The following is a 21,584-nucleotide window of genomic DNA, read 5'->3' as shown; positions in this document are numbered from 1 at the left end:
GCGAGCATGACCGTGCAGAAGACCGAACGGCCGCCCTCCGGCCCGACGGAGGTGGAGACAATCGACGGCGGGCCACGGCCGACGGGTCCGCGCAGAACCTCGGGCCGCCTGGCCGGCCTGACGCCCTATCTGCTCCTTGCCCCCGCGATCATCGTCACCCTGCTGCTGCTCGGCTGGCCGCTGGTCAACAACGGGATGCTGTCGTTCCAGAACCTCAACATGCGGCAGTTCATCCTGCACTTGACCGAGTGGAACGGATTCGACAACTACAAGGACGTCCTCACCGGCGAGGACTTCTGGCGGGTCTCCGGCCGCTCGGTCGCCTTCACCGCCGTCAACGTCGTGCTGATCATGGTGCTCGGCACGCTGGTCGGACTGCTGCTCGCCCGCCTCGGCCGGAAGATGCGGACGTTCCTGCTGCTCGGCCTCGTCCTGGCCTGGGCGATGCCCGTCGTCGCGGCCAGCACGGTCTACCAGTGGCTGTTCGCCCAGCGCTTCGGCGTCGTCAACTGGTTGCTCGCCAAGGTCGGCTTCGACTCGATGGCCGACCACGACTGGCTGGCCACCCAGTACTCGACCTTCTTCGTCGTCCTGCTGCTCATCGTCTGGATGTCCATCCCCTTCGTGGCGATCAACCTCTACGCCGCCACGACCACCATCCCCAAGGAGCTGTACGAGGCCGCCGCGCTGGACGGCGCGGGTGCCTGGAAGCAGTTCACCCAGGTCACGCTGCCGTATCTGCGGCCCTTCCTCTACGCCACGACGTTCCTGGAGATCATCTGGGTCTTCAAGGCGTTCGTCCAGGTCTTCACGATCAACGAGGGCGGCCCCGACCGGCTCACCGAGATCCTGCCCGTCTACGCCTACATCGAGGGCATGGGCAACCAGCACTTCGGCATGGGTGCCGCGATCGCCCTGCTCACCATCGTCATCCTGCTGGCCATCACCTCGTTCTACCTGCGGATCGTGCTCAAGCAAGAGGAGGACGAGCTGTGAAGCGCTCGCTGACGGGCCGGCTCTGGCCCAACCTGGCCGCCGTCGTCATCTTCGTCTTCTGTGTCTTCCCCGTGTACTGGATGTTCGCCACGGCCTTCAAGCCGACCGGCGACATCATCGCCGAGGACCCGGTCTGGTTCCCGACCGACGCCACGCTGGAGCACTTCAAGAAGGCGATCGACGCCGACCACTTCTGGACCATGGTCGGCAACTCGCTCACCGTGACGATCCTCGCGGTCCTCTTCTCCCTCATCATCGGCGTGACCGCGGCGTTCGCTCTCGCCCGAATGCGCTTCAAGGGGCGGCGCGGCTTCATCATCGGCTTCATGCTGGCGCAGATGGCGCCGTGGGAAGTCATGGTCATCGCGATCTACATCATCGTGCGCGACGCGGACATGCTGAACAGCCTGATCCCGCTGACCCTCTTCTACATGGTGATGATCCTGCCCTTCACCCTCCTCACGCTCCGCGGCTTCGTCGCCGCCGTGCCCAAGGAGCTGGAGGAGTCCGCCATGGTCGACGGCTGCACCCGTATGCAGGCCTTCCGCCGGGTGATCCTGCCGCTGCTCGCGCCGGGCCTGATGTCGACCTCGCTCTTCGGCTTCATCACCGCCTGGAACGAGTTCCCGCTGGTCCTCGTGCTCAACAAGGAAGCCGAGTCCAAGACCCTGCCGGTCTGGCTCTCCAGCTTCCAGACCGCCTTCGGCGACGACTGGGGCGCCACCATGGCCGCCGCCTCGCTCTTCGCCGTCCCGATCCTCGTCCTCTTCGTCTTCCTGCAGCGCAGGGCCGTGGCCGGCCTGACCGACGGCGCAGTGAAGGGATAACTCCGCCATGACGACACTCACGCACGCCGGTGACACCCTCACCCGCAACGCCCTGGCCGTCCTGCAGCCCGGCTTCGACGGCACCGCCGCCGTACCGGACTGGGTGCGCCACCGTATCGACGAAGGCCTCGCCTCCGTCAGCCTGTTCGGCCGCAACGTCCACAGCGCCGGACAGGTCGCCGCCCTCACCGCGCAGCTGCGCGCCGAGCGCGACGACCTGCTGATCGCCATCGACGAGGAGAGCGGCGACGTCACCCGCCTTGAGGTACGCACCGGCTCCTCCTACCCGGGCAACCACGCGCTCGGCGCCGTCGACGACACCACGCTGACCCGTGAGGTCGCCGCCGACCTCGGCCGCCGCCTGGCCGCCTGCGGCATCAACTTCAACTGGGCGCCGTCCGCCGACGTCAACGCCAACCCCGACAACCCGGTCATCGGCGTACGGTCCTTCGGCTCCGACCCCGAGCTCGTGGCCCGGCACACCGCCGCCTACGTCGAGGGCATGCAGTCCGCCGGCGTCGCCACCTCCGCCAAGCACTTCCCCGGCCACGGCGACACCGCGATCGACTCGCACCACTCGGTGCCGGTCATCGACGTGGACCGGGACGTGCTGAACTCCCGTGACCTCGCGCCGTTCCGCGCGGCCATCGCCGCGGGCACCCGGGCCGTGATGAGCGCCCATGTGCTGGCCCCGGCCCTGGACCCGGACAACCCCGGCACCCTCTCCCGCCGCATCCTCACCGGCCTGCTCCGCGAGGAGTTCGGCTACGAGGGACTCATCGTCACCGACGGCATGGACATGCAGGCGATCGCCGGCACCTACGGCTTCGAGCGCGGCTGCGTCCTCGCCATCGCCGCGGGCGCCGACGCCATCTGCACCGGCGGCGGCCCCTCGGACGAGGGCACCGTGCTGCGGCTGCGGGACGCCTTCGTCGCGGCGGTGCGCTCCGGCGAACTGCCCGAGGAGCGGCTCGCCGAAGCCGCCGACCGGGTACGGGCCCTGGCCGGCTGGGCCGCGGCGTCGGCGGGTCGGGGAGCGGGGGCCGGTCTCGCGGCGGGCGTGCCGGGGGGCACGCCCGACACCGGGATCGGCCTGGTCGCAGCGCGCCGCGCCCTGGCGGTCACCCGCGGCGAGACCTACGCGGCCCCCGTCTCCGAGGCCCCCTACGTCGCCACCTTCTCGCCGCTGCCGAACATCGCGGTCGGCGACGAGACGCCGTGGGGCGTGACCGCCGAGCTGACGGCCCGCTTCCCCGGCACGGAGTCCGGCACCTTCTCCGGCGACGGCGCGGGCGCCCGGGCGCTGGCGGCGGCGGGGGAGCGGCGCATCGTCGCCGTGGTCCGCGACGCCCACCGGCACGGGTGGATGGCCGACGCCCTGACCACCCTCGTCGCGGCCCGCCCGGACACGGTCGTGGTCGAGATGGGCGTCCCGCAGTCCGCCCCGACGGGCGCGATCCACATCGCCACCCGCGGCGCGGCACGGGTCTGCGGCGAGGCCGCGGCGGAGGCGATCACGGGCGCCTGACCCGACGCCCGGGAACCAGAAACGCAGCCCAGAAGCACGGGCCAGAAGCACGGCCGAGAAGCACGGGCCAGAAACGCAGCCCAGAAGCACGGGCCAGCAACACCGCCCCGCAACGCCGGAAGGGGCGCCCCTTCCGGCGTTCCTGACTCGTGGGGTGAGCTGTTCCCCCTACAGCCCCTGCCAGTCCGGCTTGTTCACGTACGTGTGCCGGAAGTAGTCCGCGAGCTTCAGCTTGGAGGCGGCCGCCTCGTCCACGACGACCGTGGCGTGCGGGTGCAGCTGCAGCGCCGAGGCGGGCACGACCGAGGCGACCGGACCCTCGACCGTCGCGGCCACCGCGTCCGCCTTGCCCTCACCGGTGGCGAGCAGCACCAGGTGCCGCGCCTCCAGGATCGTCCCGATCCCCTGGGTGATGACGTGGTGGGGCACCTGCTCGATGTCCCCGTCGAAGAAGCGCGCGTTGTCCACCCGCGTCTGCTCCGTCAGCGTCTTGATGCGCGTACGCGAAGCGAGCGAGGAACAGGGCTCGTTGAAGCCGATGTGCCCGTCGGTCCCGATCCCCAGCAACTGCAGGTCCACGCCGCCGGCCTCGGCCAGCGCCTTGTCGTACGCCACGCACGCCGACTGCACGTCCTTGGCGCTGCCGTTCGGCCCCATGAACGCGTCCTCGCTCAGCCCGAGCGGCTCGACGACCTCTCGCAGCACCACGGAACGGTACGACTCCGGGTGCCCGGGCGGCAGCCCCACGTACTCGTCGAGCTGACAGATGCGCGCACGCGAGGCGTCCACGGCCCCGGACGCAACCTTGGCGGCCAGCGCCTCGTAGATGGGCAGCGGGGTGGATCCGGTGGCGACACCGAGCAGGGCGTCAGGCTTACGGCGCACCAAGGCGGCCATGGCCTCCGCGATGAGCTCGCCGCCTGCCTTGGCGTCCGGGACGATGACAACTTCCACGCTGGGCCTGCCGATCTGGAGAGGGGGACTGTGGGGACTGGTGTCCGGGCCTCTGAGGGGACGTCGCGCGAGATTCAGGGGCACTCAGACGCAGTTGGTGGTATAGACCAATCTAGCAGAGCCGTGCCGCCAGAACAGTCGAATCCTCCAGTCCATGCTCGACCCTCCCCGCCCTCTCCGCCCGTCGAGCGAACCGGGCCCCGGACCTCTCCGCCCCCTCCGCCCGTCGAGCGAACCGGCCCCCCGGACCTCCCCGCCCCTTCCGTCGTTGAGCGAATCGGGCCCCGGGTCTCTCCGTCGCCTCCCCCGCGTCGAAGCGGATCGCGTCGCTCCCTCCGTCCTGCGTCGTGTCCGCCCGCGAAGGGAGGGACCGCTCGGCGTCACAATCCCAGCGCCGACCCACCCGTCGCGTCGATGTACTGCCCGGTGATCCAGCGCGCGTCGTCCGAGGCGACGAAGGCCACGATGTCCGCCACGTCCGCGGGCTGGCCTATGCGGTCGAAGGCCGAGTACCCCGCCATGTCCGCCCGCTGATCGGCCGGGAGCCCGTCCATCATCTCCGTCTGGATGATCCCCGGCGCGACCGCGTTGACCGTGATCCCGCGCGGGCCCAGCTCCTGCGCCAGCGTGTGGGTCAGGACGTTCACAGCGCCCTTCGTCATCGAGTACGCGATGGTGACCGGGAACGCGATGCGCGTGACGCCGGAGGAGATGTTGATGATCCGGCCGCCGTCACGCAGCCGGCCGAGGCCCTGCTGCGTGACGAAGAAGAGTGCCTTGGAGTTGACCGCGAACACCCGGTCGAAGTCCGCCTCCCGTACCTCTCCCACATGGCCGTAGAGCCCGATGCCGGCGTTGTTCACCAGGATGTCCAGGCCGTCCGCGTGCCGGTCGAACTCCGCCCAGAGCGCCTCGGCGTCACCGGTCACCCCCAGTTCCGCGCCGATCGCGAAGGCGGAGCCGCCCGCGCCCTCGATCGCGGCGACGGTCTCCTTCGCCGCCACCTCGTTGCTGCCGTAGTGCACGGCGACCCGCGCCCCGTCCCGCCCGAGCCGCTCCGCGATGCCCCGGCCGATGCCGCGACTCCCGCCCGTGACCAGCGCCGTCTTCCCCGCGAGCCTGCCCGTCGATGCGCCCATGTCGGGGCACCCCCTCTTTCTCCAGTGGCCAGTTCTGTATCGGTCGCTACAAAAAGAACCGTACCCGACTCTGACCCCATTCGCTAGTGCCCGCTATACAATTCACCCCATGGCGACGAAACAGCGCGGCCGTCCCCGCTCCTTCGACCGCGAGACGGCGCTGGAGCAGGCGCTGCACGCCTTCTGGGAACACGGGTACGAGGGGACGTCGGTCTCCGACCTGACGCGCGCCATGGGGATCGGGGCGCCCAGCCTCTACGCCGCCTTCGGCGACAAGCGCCGCCTCTTCGACGAGGTCGTCGTGCGGTACGACCACACCCACGGCGCCTTCGGCGGCCGCGCCTTCGAGGAGGAGCCGACGGTGCGCGGCGCGGTCTCACGGATGCTGCGCGAGGCCGCGGCCGAGTTCACCGCCCCCGATCACCCTCGCGGGTGCCTGGTCATCTCGGCGGCCACCAACTGCACGACGCCGGAAGTGGAGGAGGCCCTGCGCGAGCGGCGCAACGCCAATCTCGCGGACATCGAGACCCGCGTCCGCGCGGCCGTCGCCGCGGGGGAGCTGCCCGACGACACCGATCCCGTGGCCCTCGCCCGCTATACGGGAGCCGTCTTCCAGGGGATGTCGCAGCAGGCGCGGGACGGCGCCACCAGGGGTGATCTGGAGGCAGTGGCCGAACTCGCGATGCGGGCGTGGCCGCGCTCACGCCCGGTGGGGGACTCCGCCGGGCGATCCGGTCGGGAATGAGGCCTGGCGTCCGGTGCGCGAGTGGGAGAAAGTGACAACAACAAACATCTGTCGACGCATAGACATGGGAGAATGGTCTAGTCCACAATGCGTGGGTAAAGCCTCCGCTCTTCCCGCACAGGAGAGCGGATCGAGGAACCGGCGCTCTCTGCCCTGACCGCGTCGGATCCTCCCGATCGGCCGCTCAGTACCGCACATTCTGACGGCCGATGCACCTGAAGGGCTGCGGTGCCGTGGGCGGGTTGAGGGTCCCGCCCTGGCGCCGCGGCTCGTCGGGATCGCCGGAGCCCTCGACGCACATCCGGCGCCATCCCGCCGGAAACTCCACGGAGCGGGCCCACCGGACGCGAAAGGTACGCTCGCACACGTGCCCTCCATGAACGACCTCGTACGCCAGCACACCGCTCTCGGTGACTCCGATCTCGAGTGGCTGCATCTGCTGGTCTCGGAGTGGCAGCTGCTCTCCGACCTCTCCTTCGCCGACCTCGTGCTGTGGGTCCCCACGCTCGACGGCACCCGCTATGTCTCCGTGGCGCAGATGCGGCCGAACACCGGTCCCACCTCCTACCAGGACGACATGGTCGGACACCTCGTACCGCGTGGCCGCCGCCCCCTCCTCGACGCCGCCCTGGACGAGGGCCGCATCGTGCGCGAGGGCGACCCGGAGTGGCGCGAGGAGGTGCCGGTGCGCGTCGAGTCCATTCCGGTACGCCGGGAAGGGCGCGTCCTGGGCGTCATCGCCCGCAACACCAATCTGCTGACGGTGCGCACCCCCTCCCGCCTGGAGCTGACCTACCTTCAGTCGGCGTCCGACCTCGCACAGATGATCGCCGCCGGCTCGTTCCCGTTCCCGGGGCAGCAGGTCGACATGGACGCCTCCCCGCGCGTGGGCGACGGTCTGCTGCGTCTGGACGCCGACGGCATCGTGCAGTACGCGTCGCCGAACGCCCTCTCCGCGTACCACCGGCTCGGCCTCGCCTCCGACCTCGTCGGCCACCACCTGGGCACGGCGACGGCCGAACTCGCCCCGTCCCGCGGCCCGGTGGACGAGGCCCTGGCCAAGCTGGCGAGCGGCTGGGCGCCGCGCGAGTTCGAGATCGAGGGCGGCGACGGAGTGATCCAGCTGCGCGCGATCCCGCTCAAACCCAAGGGCCCCCGCATCGGTTCCCTCGTCCTGCTGCGCGACGTCACCGAACTCCGTCGCCGCGAGCGGGAGTTGATCACCAAGGACGCGACCATCCGGGAGATCCACCACCGGGTGAAGAACAACCTCCAGACGGTCGCCGCGCTGCTGCGGCTGCAGGCGCGCCGCATCGACTCCGCCACGGGCCGCGAAGCCCTGGAGGAGGCGGTGCGCCGGGTGGGTTCCATCGCCATCGTCCACGAAACGCTCTCCCAGAACCTGGACGAGCGTGTGGAGTTCGACGAAATCGCCGACCGGGTGCTCGCGATGGTCGCCGAGATCTCGCCCGGCAAGGTCGCGGGCCGGCGCACCGGGCGCTTCGGAATTCTCGACGCGGAAGTCGCGACACCGTTGTCGATGGTGCTCACGGAAATCCTGCAGAACGCCTTGGAGCACGGTTTCCGCGAGGGGGACACCGGCACGGTCGAGGTCTCCGCCGTGCGCGGCGGCACCAGCAAGGAAGCGCGACTGCTGATCACCGTTCAGGACGATGGCGTCGGGCTGCCCGAGGAATTCGACCCGCACCGCTCCGGCAACCTCGGTCTGCAGATCGTCCGCACACTGGTCGAGGGCGAGTTGGGCGGCACCTTCGACATGGTCCGCGCCCCGGAACGCGGCACCCAGGTGATCCTCGACATCCCGGTCCGCGCCGACAAGTAGCGCCGGTGGACGGCACCGCCTGGTAGCGGCGGCAAACGCCCGGCCGCTCCAGCTGTGCCCCGCCGTACACAGCAGTGAGCCCCGGACCGATGGGTCCGGGGCTCACTGCTCACGTTGCGATGCGCATCGGGGGTACTGCGCGGCTGCGGCTCGGGGGCGGGAGTTGCGTACACGCTGTACGCGCCGCCAAGCTCAGGCTCGTAAGGGGTGTGGGCGTCAGGCGCTGGCCTGGCGTGCACGGTTGCGAGCGGCGCGGCGCTTCATTGCGCGGCGCTCGTCCTCGCTGAGGCCACCCCAGACGCCGGAGTCCTGGCCGGACTCGAGCGCCCACTGCAGGCACTGCTCCATGACGGGGCAGCGGCGGCAGACGGCCTTGGCTTCCTCGATCTGCAGCAGCGCAGGACCGGTGTTGCCGATGGGGAAGAAGAGCTCGGGGTCTTCCTCGCGGCAAACGGCGTTGTGACGCCAGTCCATGGCTGCTACCTCTCCTTGGTATTACATTCAGGTTGCTTGTGAATGTGAACGCTTTCACGAATCCCCCCGCACGGGAAGGGCCGACGCCCAGTTGACTGGTGTGGACCTTGTGATGGAGGAGGGGTTCTGGCTCTCTGCGGGGCCGTTGTTGCGGGCCGTCCCGATCGCCATGTAGAGATTCGCAAACCTCGGCGGCGGATACAACCCCTTCAGGAAAGTTTTTTTTGATTCCTCAGTGTCGACTGGGTCACAGCCGTACTTCCATGGGGTGGACCCTGGCCTAAACGTTCGAGTGAAAGGACTTTAGGCCCTTCTACTCACACAATCACACGCAGTGCACGGCGTACGCCTGTGAACGTCACGCTCGTCCGCAGCCCCAAGTGGTCGCCGTCCATCTGAAGGGGCAGGGGCACCTTCGAATGCAAGGTGAAGTCCGTGAGGTCGTGGAGCGTAACCGCGTGCTTACCGTGCGGTCCGCGGTCCGGCGTCGACGTCAGGAGCTGGGTGCCGTAACGCGCCACCGCGGCCGTCGAGAGCTTCTTCAGGCCCAGGACGTCCAGGCCCGTGTCGAAGGAGGCCTGCGGGGACGCGTACAACGGGCGATTGCCCAGGTAGGAGTAGGGAGAGGTGTTGCACACTATCGACATCACCAGGTCGGTCACCGGGTCCTCGCCGGGCCGCTCCAGGGTGATCATTCCGTGCCTGCGGTGCGGCTCGTCCAGGAACTGACGGAGCACCTGGCGCACATAGAGGGCATGCGTCGAACGCCGGCCGAGCTCGCGCTGCTGTTCGACTCTGCCCACTACGCCGCCGTCGAAGCCGAGTCCCGCGCAGAACGTGAACCAGCGCGAGGGCACCGCCTCGTCCTCCGTACCCGGCGTGCCGCCCGCGATGCCCAGGCCGACCGTGCGCTCGCTTCCCTCGCGCAGGGCGTCCAGGAGGGCGCCGGTGGCCTCCACGGCGTCGTTCGGCAGTCCGAGAGCGCGCGCGAAGACGTTCGTGGAGCCGCCGGGGACGACGGCCAGGCGCGGGAGGCGGTCGGGATCGGGCCCGTGGTGCAGCAGGCCGTTGACGACCTCGTTGACCGTGCCGTCGCCGCCGAGGGCGACGATCAGCTCGATGTCCTTGCTCTCCGCGGCCTGCCGGCCGAGGTCTCTGGCGTGCCCGCGGTACTCGGTGGTGACCGCGTCCAGCTTCATCTCGCTCGCGAGGGCGTGGACCAGCACATCACGCGTACGCGCACTGGTGGTGGTTGCCGCCGGGTTGACCACGAGGAGTGCACGCATGCGCAGCAGACTACCTAGCGGTCTTTACCCGGCCTAGACCGAGGTGCCGGGGCAGGGGTGCCCGGAGCTACCCTGCAGGGGTGAGTACTGAGCGGAAAACCACCCCCGAAACCCCCGAGGCGCCCGCGCCGGGCCCGCGGCCCGCGCGGGTGACCGCCGCCGCGGCCCTGGTGGCGCTGGAGGGGCTCGCGCTCCTCGTGGGGGGTGTGTACATGCTTGCGATGGGTCTCGCGGGATCGCCCGACGATCCGAAGCAGGCCGAGACGGGTGGCGTCACGCTGATCGTCCTCGCGCTGCTTCCGCTGCTCGCCGCGCGAGGGCTGATGAAGCTGCGGCGCTGGAGCCGGGGGCCCGCGATCATCACGCAGATCATGGCGCTTCCGGTGGCCTGGCAGCTGTTGCAGGCCGACAGCGCGGCGATCCCCGCCGGTATCGTCCTCGCCCTCGCGGCGGTCGCCTCGCTGGTGCTCCTGATCCATCCGGCGACGACCGAAGCCCTCGGGATCCAGGGCCCCGGCAACGTGCAGGACCAGAAGTAGCGCCGACTACGGAGAGCGACCGCACCCCCGCTACGGGGAGTGACTGCTCCTCCCGCGCGCTCCTGCCTACTCCTCGACGAGCAGCTTCTCCCGCAGCTGCGCGAGGGTGCGGGCCAGCAGGCGGGAGACGTGCATCTGGGAGATGCCGACCTCCTGTGCGATCTGCGACTGGGTCATGTTGCCGAAGAAGCGCAGCAGCAGGATGCGCTTCTCCCGCGGGGGCAGGTCCTCCAGGAGCGGCTTGAGCGACTCGCGGTACTCGACGCCCTCCAGGGCCTCGTCCTCGGCGCCCAGGGTGTCCGCGACGGCCGGCGACTCGTCGTCCGTGTCGGGGACGTCCAGGGACAGCGTGGAGTAGGCGTTCGCCGACTCCAGGCCCTCCAGGACCTCCTCTTCGGAGATGGCCAGCTTCTCCGCCAGCTCGTGCACGGTGGGGGAGCGGCCGTGCAGCTGGGACAGCTCGGCGGTCGCCGTCGTCAGCGCGAGCCGCAGCTCCTGGAGCCGCCGCGGGACGCGGACCGCCCACCCCTTGTCGCGGAAGTGCCGCTTGATCTCGCCGACGACCGTCGGCGTCGCGTACGTGGAGAACTCCACGCCGCGCTCCGGGTCGAAGCGGTCCACGGACTTGATCAGGCCGATGGTGGCGACCTGGGTGAGATCGTCGAGCGGCTCGCCGCGGTTGCGGAAGCGGCGGGCCAGATGCTCGACGAGCGGCAGGTGCATGCGGACCAGCTGGTTGCGCAGCTCCGCGTACTCCCGACTGCCGTCCGGCAGGGAGCGCAACTCGACGAACAACGCGCGTGCGCCACTGCGGTCCTGCGGATCGTGCCGACCGTGCTCGTGCTCGCTCATGTTTCCCACCCGTCGCCCGCCGCCCCGGCCGCAGAGCTGCTTGGGCTCGTCCTTGGCGGTCGGCTCTGCCTGCTCCGACACATCGGCCACCCTCAGCGGAGCCGAATGCTCCGGCTCCTGGGGGTGCGGTTTGGCCTGCTGCTCGGGGATTCCGGTGGTCATACGGCGCGTCCCCTCCCTGCCGCCGACGGGCAGACTCTGTGTGCCGCGCTCTTCGTCCCGCACCGGCCCGTCCCCGTTCCTCACGCCGGCCCGGGTCCCGCGCCGCGCTTCTTGTAGAGGCTGATCGAGACGGTGTTGTCCTCGGCGACGGCGGAGTCGACCTGGCCCGCGAGGGCCGACAGCACAGTCCAGGCGAAGGTGTCCCGCTCCGGGGCCCGGCCGTCGGTCGTGGGTGCCGAGACCGTCACCTCCAACGAGTCGTCGACGAGTCGGAAGACGCAGCTGAGCACGGAGCCCGGCACGGCCTGCTGGAGCAGGATCGCGCAGGCCTCGTCGACCGCGATGCGGAGGTCCTCGATCTCGTCGAGTGTGAAGTCCAAGCGCGCCGCGAGGCCGGCCGTCGCCGTCCGCAGCACAGACAGGTAGGCACCCGCAGCCGGAAGGCGGACCTCCACGAAGTCCTGATTCCCGGGCTCGCCTGCGATCTGGGACACCCTCACCTCCAAGGTGGTACAAGCACTTTCGGGGCTCCGGGACCGCTGTCCTGCGGTGGTCCCGGACTGCGTCACACGGGTAACGCGCCACGTCTTTCAGCGGTGACGCTACCGCGCTCCCCAGATCCGTGTCCCGGGGACCCCGCCCGATGCTGTCACTCATAGTAAGCCTATGAGTACGGACAGTGGCTAGGGGTCGCGCAGGCCCAATTGGAAAGAACGGGCGCCGGGTTGACGTACCCAGGCGTCAGACGATCGAACCGTCCACGAAGCACCAACGCCAGCTCTCTCCCGGCTCGAAGGTCCTCATCACTGGGTGTGAGGTCTCCTTGAAGTGCTCCGTCGCGTGCTGGAAGGGCGAGGAGTCGCAGCAGCCCACATGCCCGCACTCCAGACACAGCCGCAACTGGACGGGGTGGCTGCCGGCCGCCTGGCACTCGAGGCACGTTTCGCTCAGCGGGGACACCTCGGGGTGCGGCAGCGCGGCGACGTGCGGGCACTCGTTCATGATTGCCAGGTTACGACGGGAACGCGGAGGGCGGAGGGGTCTGCCGATGGATGTACTGCCCCTGGTGGCACTGATCGCGGCGAGCGCCGTGGTGGCGGGGGCCGCACGCAGGACCCCCGTACCGGCGCCGCTGCTCCTGGTCGGGGTCGGGCTCATCGCCAGTTACGTCCCCGGCGTGCCCGACTACCACCTCGACCCGCACATCGTGCTGCCGCTGATCCTGCCCCCGCTGCTGCACACCGCCGCCCTGGAGAGCTCCTACCTGGACCTGCGCGCCAACCTCCGGCCCGTCGCGCTGCTCTCCGTCGGCTACGTCCTGTTCGCCACGGTCGCCGTCGGCTGGCTCGCGTACCTGCTCATCCCCGACCTGCCGCTGACCGCCGCGCTCGTCCTCGGCGCCGTGATCGCGCCGCCCGACGCGGTCGCCGCGACCGCCATCGCGCGCAAGGTGGGGCTCCCCTCGCGGATCACCACCATCCTGCAGGGCGAGTCCCTGGTGAACGACGCGACCGCCATCACCGCCTACAAGGTCGCCCTCGCGGCGGCGGTCGGCGAGGGCGCGAGCTGGTCGGGCGGCGTCCGGGAGTTCCTGATGGCCGCTGTCGGCGGGGTCGGGGTCGGCCTGCTCCTCATGGTGCCGATCCACTGGCTGCGCACCCACCTGAAGGAGGCGATGCTGCAGAACACGCTGTCGCTGCTCATCCCCTTCGTTGCCTACGCAGCCGCGGAACAGGTCGGCGCCTCCGGAGTGCTCGCCGTCGTCGTGGTCGCCCTCTACCTGGGGCACCGCTCCTGGCAGGTCGACTTCGAGACGCGGCTCCAGGAGGCCGCGGTGTGGAAGGTCGTCGCGTTCATCCTGGAGTCGGCGGTCTTCGCGCTCATCGGACTGCAACTGCCTGTGGTCCTCAAGGGGCTCGGCGAGTACAGCGTGGGGGAGGCGGTCTGGTACGCGTTCGGGGTCTTCGTCTTCGTGGTGGTCGCGCGGTTCGTGTGGTCGTACCCGGCGACATATCTGCCGCGCGGTGTCTCGGCCCGCATCAGGGAGCGGGAGAGCGACCTGGACTGGCGGCGTCCGCTGATCGTCAGCTGGGCGGGGATGCGCGGCGTGGTCTCGCTCGCCATCGCCTTCTCGATCCCGCTCGTCATGGACGACGGCGAGCCCTTCCCGGCGCGCAATCTTGTCCTGTTTCTGACGTTCACCACGGTGATCGGCACGCTCGTCGTGCAGGGGCTCTCGCTGCCGTGGCTGATCCGTGTCCTGAAACTGCCGGGCCGTGACGCGCAGGCACAGACGCTCGCCGAGGCGCAGGCGCAGAACGCCGCCTCGCAGGCCGCGGAGGAGCGGGTGAGGGAACTCATGCAGGACGAGCGCAATCGCCTGCCACAGCCCCTCCAGGACCGTCTGAGCACGGTTCTGGAGCGGCGCCGCAACTCCGTGTGGGAGCGGCTCGGCCAACCCAACCCGGTGACGGGGGAGTCGGCGGACGAGACCTACCGCCGCCTCGCGCGCGAGGCGATCGCCGCCGAGCGCGAGGTGTTCGTCAAGATGCGGGACGAACGGCGCATCGACGACGAGATGATGCGGACGCTGCTGCGCAAGCTGGACCTGGAGGAGGCTGCCGCCCACCGGGAGATCGAGGAGTGAGCGGGGCGGTCGAGGACCGAGCCGGTTATGTCCGGCCCGTGCCGCTGGTCTCTGCGGGCTCCTCACGCGTGCCGGTGATGACCGCGGTGAGGCGGGTACCGGGGCGGAAGGCGCCCTCTTCGGAGAGGGTCGTCAGGGCGTACAAGAGCTTGGCGACGTAGAGACGCTCTACGGAGAGGCCGTTCGCGTGGCCGTGACGCTCCTCGAAGTCCTCGGCGAAGGCGATGAGTTCGGGCGGGGTCCGGGCGTAGCCGCCGCAGTGGAAGCGCTCGTCCAGGCGCCAGTTGGCGGTGGGCCCACCGAACGCGCTGCGCTGCAGGGCCGCCGTGTCGGCGCCCAGGAAGCCTCCCTTGAGGACCGGTATGCCGAGCGCCTGCCGGTCGGGGCCGAGGCCGGCGGCCAGGCCCGCGAGGGTGCCGCCGGTGCCGCACGCCACGGCCGCCACGTCGGTGTGCTCGCGCAGCTCCTCGCCGAGCGCCGTACAGCCCCGTACGGCAAGGGCGTTGCTGCCGCCCTCGGGGATCACGTACGCGGCCCCGGCGTCCGCCACGCGCAGGAGCGCCGCGAGGGTCTCCGGATCGCTCTTGTGCCGGTACGTGGCCCGGTCGACGAAGTGCAGTCGCATGCCGTCGGCCACGCAGCGCGTCAGGGACGGGTTCAGGGGGCGGTCGGCGAGCTCGTCGCCACGGACGACGCCGACCGTGGCGAACCCGAGGAGGCGGCCCGCGGCGGCGGTGGCACGCAGGTGGTTGGAGTAGGCGCCGCCGAAGGTGACGAGGGTGTCGTGGCCGGCGTCGGCCGCCGCCCGCAGGTTCAAAACCAGCTTGCGGTACTTGTTGCCGGGCAGGTCCGGGTGGATCAGATCGTCCCGCTTGAGCAGCAGACGTACGCCGCGGCGGGTGAAGCGGTCGTCCGCTATGGGCTGCAGCGGGGACGGCAACCGGGGGCGCAGGCCGACGGGCGGGGTGGGGCACACCCCGCCATTGTCCCCCGGGGCGCGCCACCCGGCAGCGGAGCCCCGCGCCGGGGGCTTCCCGGCGCCACCCGGGCCTACTTGAGGCGCTCCCCGATGCGGTCGCGCATCCAGGCCATCGTGAACCCGAGCGGGTCGATCTTGCCCGGCTGCCACTCCAGGTGGCCGATCACCGAGCGCTCGGTCCAGCCGTGGACACGGCAGACCGCGGCCGAGACCCGCTCGATGGCGTCCAGCTGCTCGTCCGGCCACGGATCCTCGCCGTCGCCGAGGTTCTCGCACTCGAAGCCGTAGAAGTGGGGGTTGCCGTCGGTGTTCGCCTCGTTGTCCGGCGGCAGCCCCTTCTCGGCGATGACCGCGCGGAGCACGTCGTCGTCGCCGAGCCCCGCGTGGTTGGCCCGGCCGTAGCCGACCAGGTGGACCCGGCCGTCCTTGGTGATGACGCCGTGGCAGAGCGGCCCCGGGAGGGCCTCGGAGCCGTCGCGGCAGAGCTCGACCGTCTCCTCGCTGCCCGATGTCGCGGTGTGGTGGATCATCACGCCGTTCACGGGGCCCCAGGGGCCTTTGTGGTTGCGGTTGTGATGCTCCCAGTCGCCGACCTCGACGACGGTCACGCCTTCGTCCCGCAGGGCGTTCAGGAACGTGCTCGCGGACATGGGTGGGGACATGGCCGACTCCTTTGCGAGGCGCGACGGTCGCCGGTCGCGGACCGCCTCGTACGCCCTGCTTGTACCGGAACTCCGGTGCCCTCACCAGCTGTTCGGAAGCAATCCGAGGCCTGTTCGGGCACCGTGCGAGCCGATCCGGTCAGGCGCCGTGCAGAAAACCGTCGCCGTTCGCCGCGACGTGGGCCTCCACGGCCTGCAGCGCCTGCTGGGTGGCCTGGGCGGATCCGGTGCCCCGGCGCTCCGCGTAGTAGGCGGCGCCGAGCTTCTTCAGGAGGGCGTCGCCGGCGCGCTTCTCCTGCACCTCGTCGATCTTCTGCTTGCCCTGGGTGAGGCCCCGCTGGGCCTGCTCTTTGGCGCGATCCAGGAAGCCTGCCATTGCTCTCTCCTGCCGTTGGTGCCAAGGGTGCGGGCGGTACGGACACCCCCGCATGGGATGGAACGGTTGTACAGATCCGGGAGTTCCCGGGCATTTCACGCCGCCCCCTCAGACGGCCGGGGAAGGGGCACTCTGCCCTAGGTGGTGAGTCTGCGCATCAGGCGCACCCCCTGGGCGGGCTTCATGTGCGGGAGGTAGGCCTTGCCGATCGCCCGGGTGATGCTGGGCAGGGCGGCGGGGTCCGGGTAGCACATGTACATGGGCCGGTACTGGGGCTGGAACTTGGCCTTGAAGTTGAGCAGCGAACGGAATCCGTAGACCGGTTCCAGGGTGCGGCCCGCGTAGTCCAGCAGGCGCTGCAGAGCGGCGGGCGGTTCGGCGGTGTCGGAGCGGGCGAGCGGCGCCCCGGAGAGGCTGAGGAACTGCGCGCCCTCCTCCTTGAAGCCGAGCGCGGCGGACGCGATCAGGAACTCCATCGAGCCGCGGAACCCGTCGGAGCGGCGCCGCATGAAGTCCAGGGTCCAGCCCACCGGTGCGACGGGCGACCCGTCCGTGGCAGCGCCGGAATCGCCGTAGACGGGCATCCAGCTCGTGATGCCGTGCACCGTGCGGTCTTCGTCGACCGCCAGCAGGCAGCGCACGTGGGGGTCGTCCAGCTCGTCGAGACCTCCGAGCGTGAAGCCCATCTCCGGGAGGCCTTTGTCCGCGACCCACTCCTCGGAGATCGAGCGGATCTGGTCCGTCAGCGCGATGGGCGCCTGCGGGAAGGTGTGCCACTCCGCGGTGATGCCCTCCTTCTTGGCCTTGTTCAGGGCTGTACGGACGTCCTGCCACTTCTTGCCGGTGAAGACCAGCTCCGGCAGCGGCACGACGGTGTCCTCGGCGACCTGCACGGAGCTCCAGCCCAGGGCGTCCGTACGGGCCTTGGCGTCGGCGGTCACGCTGTAGAAGCAGGGGGTCCAGCCGCGCCGGTCGCAGTAGGCGGCGAATCCGTCGATCGCCTCCCCGCGCGCGGACGGCTCCCCGAAGGGGTCACCCGTGGTGAGCGCGACCGTGGAGTGCACGCGGTAGGCGACCGCGGCCCGGCCGTCCGCCGAGAACCAGTAGTGGTTGCCGGGCCACGTCGTCAGATACGAGAGCGTGGAGCCGCCGTGCGCGGCGAGCAGCGCACGCGCGCGGGTGACCGCGTCGGCGTCGGCGCGCATCAGGGGCTGCCGGAACGCCATGAAGAGGGCGATCAGGGCGACCACCCAGAACAGCATCCCGCAGTACTCGTACAAGGACAGCGCGGTGCCGCCGACCGGGATGGGGGCCTGGCCGCGGAAGAAGAACGGTTCGTAGCTGGGCGGCAGGAACTGGGTGGGGAGCCCCGCGACCAGCTTCCAGAACCTCGCGTCGGGCGTGAACTGGTCGCGCACCGCGTAACCGATGCCCACGTACGCGACACAGGCCAGCAGCAGCGTGCCGCCGACGGTCCCCGCGAGCCAGGTCACGGTGGTGCGCGACAGGCGCTGGTCGAAGAGGCGGCGGGCGAGGAACAGCAGCACCAGGACGAGCAGCGGCAGCAGCATCTGCTCGACGACCGCCTGGATCATGGCCGCCTTCTGGTCGGACAGGTCGCTGCCCTGAAGGACGTACTGGTCCGGATGCGAGGCGATGTCGCTCAGCAGGAACGCCATGAGGCCCAGCCACACCAGTTGCGCGGCCACCGTGATCCGCCACGCCGGCCGCAGGCCGCGGCGCAGTCCGTCGGCGAGCACGAACAGCAGCAGCGGGATGGCGACGCCCATGAGCATCGCGGGAGAGCCGTAGAAGCGGTCCTGGGCGCGGATGCGGGCACAGTCGGCGCTGTCCGCCCGGACACAGGCGTCCGCGACGTCCTGCGGGCTCGGTCCGCCGGACACGTACAGATCGAGGACGTTGAAGGGGCCGAAGGAGTCCTTGTAGAGCGTCGCGATCAGGGGGCCGATGGCGGAGGCGGCCACCACGAGCGCGACCAGGACGCGCCCCTCGGAGTGCGATGCGTGCGGCATCCGCAGACGGTGCGTGTGCCGGTGCGCGAGGGCGCCCAGCCCGAGGCCCACGACGACGCCGCCGAGCCGCAGTACGCCCTGGAGATGACCCACATACAGCGCCAGCATCAGCGGGAACACGATCAGGCACAGCTGCAGCCTGCGCCGCCACAGGGCGTCGAGCCGGAAGCTGAGGAAGGCGCCGAGGGCGCAGGCGCCGATCCCCGGCGTCGCCGTCAGCTGGCCCGAGAGGTCGCGCAGCCAGTCGTCGCCGCCCAGCGCACCCAGCTTGACCACGCCGGTGCCGAGCAGTGAGCCGAGCACCTGTCCGAGGAACAGGACGACGGCGGTGCGCGCGGAGCCCATGCGCTGCTCCGCGGCTGAGCCGAGGAGCAGCAACAGCAGGGTGGAGCCGATGTAGTTGCCGATGCCCGGACACCACAGGACCGAGGTGAGGGGCGTCCACCACCGGCCGTCGGCGAGGGCGGGCACCCCCGTGCCGATGTCGTTCAAGAGCGTAGGGGCGGGGCCGGCACCGAGGCTCCCGGTCAGGGCGCCCACGGCCTACAGCGCCACCACGACGAACACGGTCACCGGAGCGCGGCGGACCGGCTCGAACGCTCTGCCGACCCCGTGGAGCCAACGCACTGGGCCGCGCTCGCTCGGTGGCGCGAGCGGGGTCGGCGGCCCCGGCTCCCGCGCACCGGGGTCGGCGGCCTCGGGGGTGGTCATCTCCCGAGCCCACCAGGCTGCCCCACCCGGCACACCCCGGGTTGCGCCGAACGGGTGGAAACGTGCCTACTGCCCCGTCCCGAGGTGATCCATTCCCGCTCTTTTGTGTAATGGCGCGGCCACGCTCCGTGCTGGAAAGGTGGGGGAAGCAGATCACCGCTGGTATCCGGGAGGGCAAAGCCAATGTCGGTAGGCGAAGAAGTCCGTACTGAGTCGGAGAAGCCGCAGCAGAGCCTCGGCACGTCCGCCGCGCGGAATCTGGCCACGACCACCAAATCCGCGCCACAAATGCAGGAGATCAGCTCCCGCTGGCTGCTGCGGATGCTCCCTTGGGTCCAGGTGCAGGGCGGTACGTACCGGGTGAACCGCAGGCTGAGCTACTCGGTGGGCGACGGCCGGGTGGCCTTCGTGAAAACGGGGGATCGTGTGCAGGTCGTCCCGGCCCAGCTCGGCGAGCTCCCGGTGCTGCGGGACTTCGGCGACCACGAAGTGCTCGGAGAGCTGGCGCAGCGCTGCCAGCAGCGGGAGTTCGCCGCCGGAGAGGTACTGACCTCCTTCGGCAGCCCGGCGGGCGAGGTGTATTTGCTCGCGCACGGCCGCGTCGAGAAAGTCGGCGCCGGTCCGTACGGCGACGACACGGTGCTCGAGACGCTCGCCGACGGCTCCTACTTCGGCGAGCAGGCGCTCATCGACCCCGAGACCATCTGGGAGTACACGGCCCGGGCGGTGACGCCCTGCACGGTCCTCGCCCTGCCCCGACAGGACCTCGAACAGGTCGCGGAGCGCAGCGACTCGCTGCGCGACCACCTCCACCGGCTGCGGTCCATCCCGGCCCAGCGCACCAACAAGTTCGGCGAAGCGCCCATCGACCTGTCGGCCGGCCATGTCGGCGAAGCCGTCCTGCCGGGCACCTTCGTGGACTACGAAGCGTCCCCGCGTGAGTACGAACTGAGCGTCGCCCAGACCGTGCTGCGCATCCACACGCGCGTGGCCGATCTCTACAACCAGCCGATGAACCAGACCGAGCACCAGTTGCGGCTGACCGTCGAGGCGCTCAAGGAGCGCCAGGAGCACGAGCTGATCAACCACCGGGAGTTCGGCCTCCTCAACAACTGCGAGTACGACCAGCGGATCCAGCCCCACGACGGCGTCCCCAGCCCGGACGACATGGACGAACTGCTCAGCCGTCGGCGCGGATCCAAGCTCTTCCTCGCCCACCCGCGCGCCATCGCCGCGTTCGGGCGCGAGCTCAACAAGCGGGGACTCGTCCCCGAGACCATCGACATGGGAGGCAGCAGGATCCCCACATGGCGCGGTGTGCCGATCTTCCCGTGCAACAAGATCCCGGTCACCGAGGCCCGCACGACATCCATCATCTGTATGCGTACCGGGGAGGAGGAGCAGGGCGTCGTCGGTCTGCGCCAGAGCGGCATCCCGGACGAGATCGAGCCCAGCCTGTCCGTGCGGTTCATGGGCATCAGCGAGCAGGCGATCATCTCGTACCTGGTCTCCACCTACTACTCCGCGGCGGTGCTCGTGCCCGACGCGCTCGGCGTGCTGGAGAACGTCGAGATCGGCCGCTGGAGGTGAGCCGGCGTCCGTGTCTCGGGGCGCGGCACGGGGTACACCCTCTCCGTACGCGCCCGCAGGCCGAGGAACCGCCACCGTCCACATCCTTCACGGGGTGAGTCCATGACGGACACGACGACGGACACGGCAGGAACAGTGGACGTGCCGGAGCGGGCCCCCGTGCCCGGGCCCGGTGAGCAGCACGAGGCCGTGGAGATCCTGGCGGCAGCGCGCCGGTACGTCGATCCGGAACTGCGCAGGGCGATCGACTCGCTGCCCGGATCGTTGCGCCGGATCGCGCTCTACCACTTCGGGTGGGAGCACGCGGACGGCACACCGGCTGCGGGCAACGCGGGCAAGGCCATCCGGCCGGCGCTCGTGCTCACCGCGGTCCGGGCGCTCGGCGGCGACCCGGCCACGGCGGTGCGGGCCGCGGCAGCCGTGGAGTTGACCCACAACTTCACGCTCCTGCACGACGACGTGATGGACGGCGACACCACACGCAGGCACCGGCCGACCGTCTGGACCGTGTTCGGCGAGCCCGGAGCGATCCTGGCCGGCGACGCCTTGCAGGCACTGGCCCAGCGGCTGTTGGCCGAGGACCCCCATCCGGGGGCCTCGGAGGCGGCCTCCCGCCTCACGGCGTGTGTCGTGGAGCTCTGCGCGGGGCAGCTGGCGGACTGCGCGTTGGAGGACCGCAGCCCGGACGAGGTCACGTTGGAGGAGTGCCTCGCCATGGCGGAGGCCAAGACCGGGGCGTTGCTCGGCTGCGCCTGCGCGCTCGGGGCGGTGTACGCGGGCGCGGGGCGGGACGAGACCGACGCGCTGGACGCGTTCGGGCGGGAGGCGGGCCTCGCCTTCCAGCTCATCGACGACGTCATCGGGATCTGGGGCGATCCCGGCCGTACGGGTAAACCCGCGGGAGCCGACCTGGCGGCCCGCAAGAAGTCCCTGCCGGTCGTCGCGGCCCTGGCGTCGGGCACGCCGGCGGCGGCGGAACTCGCCGAGTTGTACCGGCGGCTGCCCGGCACGTCGCGGGGTGAGGGGTCCGGCGGCGAGGGAGCGGGTGCCGATGCCCTGCGGGATGCGGCGCGGGCGGCCCGAGCCGTGGAGAGCGCGGGCGGCCGGGACTGGGCGCAGGTACATGCGGCCGACCGGATGTCCCGGGCAGTGGACCAACTCGCCAGGGCGGTCCCGGACCCGGAATCGGCGGGGGGCCTCTTGGCGCTGGCCGAGTTCGTGACGCGGCGCACGCACTGAGG

At 70.6% G+C, this 21,584-nt stretch carries 21 protein-coding genes; 9 read left to right on the top strand and 12 right to left on the bottom strand.

Annotation, left to right across the window (positions count from 1 at the left end):
* Nucleotides 1-6 precede the first annotated feature (6 nt).
* The 3 genes from ACZ6B8_RS19825 to ACZ6B8_RS19815 are packed head-to-tail and all read left to right on the top strand — an operon-like array spanning nt 7 to nt 3,351.
* Nucleotides 7-996: a carbohydrate ABC transporter permease gene (locus ACZ6B8_RS19825; RefSeq protein ID WP_471079319.1), complete on the top strand. Its 990-nt coding sequence runs from the start codon at nt 7-9 to the stop codon at nt 994-996.
* The gene (locus ACZ6B8_RS19820; protein WP_471608024.1) at nt 993-1,823 is read left to right on the top strand and encodes a carbohydrate ABC transporter permease; all 831 of its coding nucleotides are present in this window, start codon (nt 993-995) and stop codon (nt 1,821-1,823) included. The genes ACZ6B8_RS19825 and ACZ6B8_RS19820 overlap by 4 nt, the downstream gene beginning before the upstream one ends.
* A gap of 7 nt (nt 1,824-1,830) precedes the next feature.
* On the top strand, nt 1,831-3,351 hold the full coding sequence (locus ACZ6B8_RS19815) for a glycoside hydrolase family 3 protein (RefSeq protein ID WP_471608023.1): 1,521 nt from the start codon (nt 1,831-1,833) through the stop codon (nt 3,349-3,351).
* 168 nt (nt 3,352-3,519) lie between these two features.
* On the opposite strand, the gene nagB is transcribed toward ACZ6B8_RS19815, so the two are convergent.
* Both nagB and ACZ6B8_RS19805 read right to left on the bottom strand, forming a co-directional pair.
* Nucleotides 3,520-4,305, bottom strand: coding sequence for a glucosamine-6-phosphate deaminase (gene nagB, locus ACZ6B8_RS19810; protein ID WP_471079328.1), 786 nt, complete (start codon nt 4,303-4,305; stop codon nt 3,520-3,522).
* 380 nt (nt 4,306-4,685) lie between these two features.
* A complete protein-coding gene (locus ACZ6B8_RS19805) occupies nt 4,686-5,444 on the bottom strand; it encodes an SDR family oxidoreductase (protein WP_471608022.1) in 759 nt (252 codons plus the stop codon).
* A gap of 109 nt (nt 5,445-5,553) precedes the next feature.
* On the opposite strand from ACZ6B8_RS19805, the gene ACZ6B8_RS19800 reads away from it, so the two are divergent.
* Nucleotides 5,554-6,189 (top strand): TetR/AcrR family transcriptional regulator, encoded by a 636-nt coding sequence (locus ACZ6B8_RS19800; protein ID WP_471079334.1) that lies wholly within the window; start codon nt 5,554-5,556, stop codon nt 6,187-6,189.
* 376 nt (nt 6,190-6,565) lie between these two features.
* The gene (locus tag ACZ6B8_RS19795; protein WP_471079954.1) at nt 6,566-8,032 is read left to right on the top strand and encodes a sensor histidine kinase; all 1,467 of its coding nucleotides are present in this window, start codon (nt 6,566-6,568) and stop codon (nt 8,030-8,032) included.
* A 216-nt stretch (nt 8,033-8,248) separates the two neighbouring features.
* Here ACZ6B8_RS19795 and ACZ6B8_RS19790 read toward each other — a convergent pair whose 3' ends face one another.
* Nucleotides 8,249-8,506, bottom strand: coding sequence for a WhiB family transcriptional regulator (locus tag ACZ6B8_RS19790; protein WP_016639615.1), 258 nt, complete (start codon nt 8,504-8,506; stop codon nt 8,249-8,251).
* A gap of 317 nt (nt 8,507-8,823) precedes the next feature.
* Nucleotides 8,824-9,792, bottom strand: a complete 969-nt coding sequence (locus ACZ6B8_RS19785; RefSeq protein WP_471079336.1) for a diacylglycerol/lipid kinase family protein — start codon at nt 9,790-9,792, stop codon at nt 8,824-8,826.
* A gap of 80 nt (nt 9,793-9,872) precedes the next feature.
* Here ACZ6B8_RS19785 and ACZ6B8_RS19780 point away from each other — a divergent pair, with 80 nt between their 5' ends.
* Nucleotides 9,873-10,331: a hypothetical protein gene (locus tag ACZ6B8_RS19780; RefSeq protein ID WP_471079339.1), complete on the top strand. Its 459-nt coding sequence runs from the start codon at nt 9,873-9,875 to the stop codon at nt 10,329-10,331.
* A 66-nt stretch (nt 10,332-10,397) separates the two neighbouring features.
* On the opposite strand, the gene ACZ6B8_RS19775 is transcribed toward ACZ6B8_RS19780, so the two are convergent.
* The 3 genes from ACZ6B8_RS19775 to ACZ6B8_RS19765 all read right to left on the bottom strand — a co-directional run bounded on the left by ACZ6B8_RS19775 (nt 10,398) and on the right by ACZ6B8_RS19765 (nt 12,347).
* Nucleotides 10,398-11,429 (bottom strand): RNA polymerase sigma factor SigF, encoded by a 1,032-nt coding sequence (locus tag ACZ6B8_RS19775; RefSeq protein ID WP_471608021.1) that lies wholly within the window; start codon nt 11,427-11,429, stop codon nt 10,398-10,400.
* The gene (locus ACZ6B8_RS19770) at nt 11,426-11,839 is read right to left on the bottom strand and encodes an ATP-binding protein (protein WP_062782207.1); all 414 of its coding nucleotides are present in this window, start codon (nt 11,837-11,839) and stop codon (nt 11,426-11,428) included. The genes ACZ6B8_RS19775 and ACZ6B8_RS19770 overlap by 4 nt, the downstream gene beginning before the upstream one ends.
* A gap of 247 nt (nt 11,840-12,086) precedes the next feature.
* Complete coding sequence (locus ACZ6B8_RS19765) at nt 12,087-12,347, bottom strand: UBP-type zinc finger domain-containing protein (RefSeq protein WP_471079347.1); 261 nt, start codon at nt 12,345-12,347, stop codon at nt 12,087-12,089.
* A gap of 46 nt (nt 12,348-12,393) precedes the next feature.
* Between ACZ6B8_RS19765 and ACZ6B8_RS19760 the strand changes: the two genes are divergently transcribed.
* Nucleotides 12,394-13,992 (top strand): Na+/H+ antiporter, encoded by a 1,599-nt coding sequence (locus ACZ6B8_RS19760; protein WP_471608020.1) that lies wholly within the window; start codon nt 12,394-12,396, stop codon nt 13,990-13,992.
* Nucleotides 13,993-14,017: 25 nt separating this feature from the next.
* On the opposite strand, the gene ACZ6B8_RS19755 is transcribed toward ACZ6B8_RS19760, so the two are convergent.
* The 5 genes from ACZ6B8_RS19755 to ACZ6B8_RS19735 all read right to left on the bottom strand — a co-directional run bounded on the left by ACZ6B8_RS19755 (nt 14,018) and on the right by ACZ6B8_RS19735 (nt 18,753).
* On the bottom strand, nt 14,018-14,968 hold the full coding sequence (locus ACZ6B8_RS19755; RefSeq protein ID WP_471608019.1) for a 1-aminocyclopropane-1-carboxylate deaminase/D-cysteine desulfhydrase: 951 nt from the start codon (nt 14,966-14,968) through the stop codon (nt 14,018-14,020).
* Nucleotides 14,969-15,042: 74 nt separating this feature from the next.
* On the bottom strand, nt 15,043-15,633 hold the full coding sequence (locus ACZ6B8_RS19750) for an N-acetylmuramoyl-L-alanine amidase (RefSeq protein WP_471079356.1): 591 nt from the start codon (nt 15,631-15,633) through the stop codon (nt 15,043-15,045).
* Between the two features lie 139 nt (nt 15,634-15,772).
* Nucleotides 15,773-16,009 carry a hypothetical protein gene (locus tag ACZ6B8_RS19745; protein WP_471608018.1) on the bottom strand — a complete coding sequence of 79 codons (237 nt, stop codon included), beginning with the start codon at nt 16,007-16,009 and terminating at the stop codon, nt 15,773-15,775.
* 137 nt (nt 16,010-16,146) lie between these two features.
* Nucleotides 16,147-18,534: a bifunctional lysylphosphatidylglycerol flippase/synthetase MprF gene (locus ACZ6B8_RS19740; protein WP_471608017.1), complete on the bottom strand. Its 2,388-nt coding sequence runs from the start codon at nt 18,532-18,534 to the stop codon at nt 16,147-16,149.
* Nucleotides 18,535-18,585: 51 nt separating this feature from the next.
* A complete protein-coding gene (locus ACZ6B8_RS19735; RefSeq protein ID WP_471608016.1) occupies nt 18,586-18,753 on the bottom strand; it encodes a hypothetical protein in 168 nt (55 codons plus the stop codon).
* Nucleotides 18,754-18,936: 183 nt separating this feature from the next.
* On the opposite strand from ACZ6B8_RS19735, the gene ACZ6B8_RS19730 reads away from it, so the two are divergent.
* Together ACZ6B8_RS19730 and ACZ6B8_RS19725 are read left to right on the top strand one after the other, a co-directional pair.
* A complete protein-coding gene (locus ACZ6B8_RS19730) occupies nt 18,937-20,343 on the top strand; it encodes a family 2B encapsulin nanocompartment shell protein (protein ID WP_471608015.1) in 1,407 nt (468 codons plus the stop codon).
* A 102-nt stretch (nt 20,344-20,445) separates the two neighbouring features.
* On the top strand, nt 20,446-21,582 hold the full coding sequence (locus tag ACZ6B8_RS19725) for a family 2 encapsulin nanocompartment cargo protein polyprenyl transferase (RefSeq protein WP_471608014.1): 1,137 nt from the start codon (nt 20,446-20,448) through the stop codon (nt 21,580-21,582).
* The last annotated feature ends 2 nt before the right edge of the window (nt 21,583-21,584 follow it).

This window comes from Streptomyces sp. NPDC041122 (assembly GCF_055592445.1).
This window is presented reverse-complemented; position numbering and strand designations above follow the sequence as displayed.

Excerpts from the sequence above, each read along its gene's own strand:
- ACZ6B8_RS19725 (WP_471608014.1), top strand. The coding sequence starts at position 20,446 with ATGACGGACACGACGACGGACACGGCAGGAACAGTGGACGTGCCGGAG.
- ACZ6B8_RS19745 (WP_471608018.1), bottom strand. The coding sequence starts at position 16,009 with ATGGCAGGCTTCCTGGATCGCGCCAAAGAGCAGGCCCAGCGGGGCCTC.
- ACZ6B8_RS19785 (WP_471079336.1), bottom strand. The coding sequence starts at position 9,792 with ATGCGTGCACTCCTCGTGGTCAACCCGGCGGCAACCACCACCAGTGCG.
- ACZ6B8_RS19795 (WP_471079954.1), top strand. The coding sequence starts at position 6,566 with ATGAACGACCTCGTACGCCAGCACACCGCTCTCGGTGACTCCGATCTC.
- ACZ6B8_RS19805 (WP_471608022.1), bottom strand. The coding sequence starts at position 5,444 with ATGGGCGCATCGACGGGCAGGCTCGCGGGGAAGACGGCGCTGGTCACG.
- ACZ6B8_RS19760 (WP_471608020.1), top strand. The coding sequence starts at position 12,394 with ATGGATGTACTGCCCCTGGTGGCACTGATCGCGGCGAGCGCCGTGGTG.
- ACZ6B8_RS19825 (WP_471079319.1), top strand. The coding sequence starts at position 7 with ATGACCGTGCAGAAGACCGAACGGCCGCCCTCCGGCCCGACGGAGGTG.
- ACZ6B8_RS19765 (WP_471079347.1), bottom strand. The coding sequence starts at position 12,347 with ATGAACGAGTGCCCGCACGTCGCCGCGCTGCCGCACCCCGAGGTGTCC.
- ACZ6B8_RS19800 (WP_471079334.1), top strand. The coding sequence starts at position 5,554 with ATGGCGACGAAACAGCGCGGCCGTCCCCGCTCCTTCGACCGCGAGACG.
- ACZ6B8_RS19750 (WP_471079356.1), bottom strand. The coding sequence starts at position 15,633 with ATGTCCCCACCCATGTCCGCGAGCACGTTCCTGAACGCCCTGCGGGAC.
- ACZ6B8_RS19730 (WP_471608015.1), top strand. The coding sequence starts at position 18,937 with ATGTCGGTAGGCGAAGAAGTCCGTACTGAGTCGGAGAAGCCGCAGCAG.
- ACZ6B8_RS19735 (WP_471608016.1), bottom strand. The coding sequence starts at position 18,753 with ATGACCACCCCCGAGGCCGCCGACCCCGGTGCGCGGGAGCCGGGGCCG.
- ACZ6B8_RS19815 (WP_471608023.1), top strand. The coding sequence starts at position 1,831 with ATGACGACACTCACGCACGCCGGTGACACCCTCACCCGCAACGCCCTG.
- ACZ6B8_RS19790 (WP_016639615.1), bottom strand. The coding sequence starts at position 8,506 with ATGGACTGGCGTCACAACGCCGTTTGCCGCGAGGAAGACCCCGAGCTC.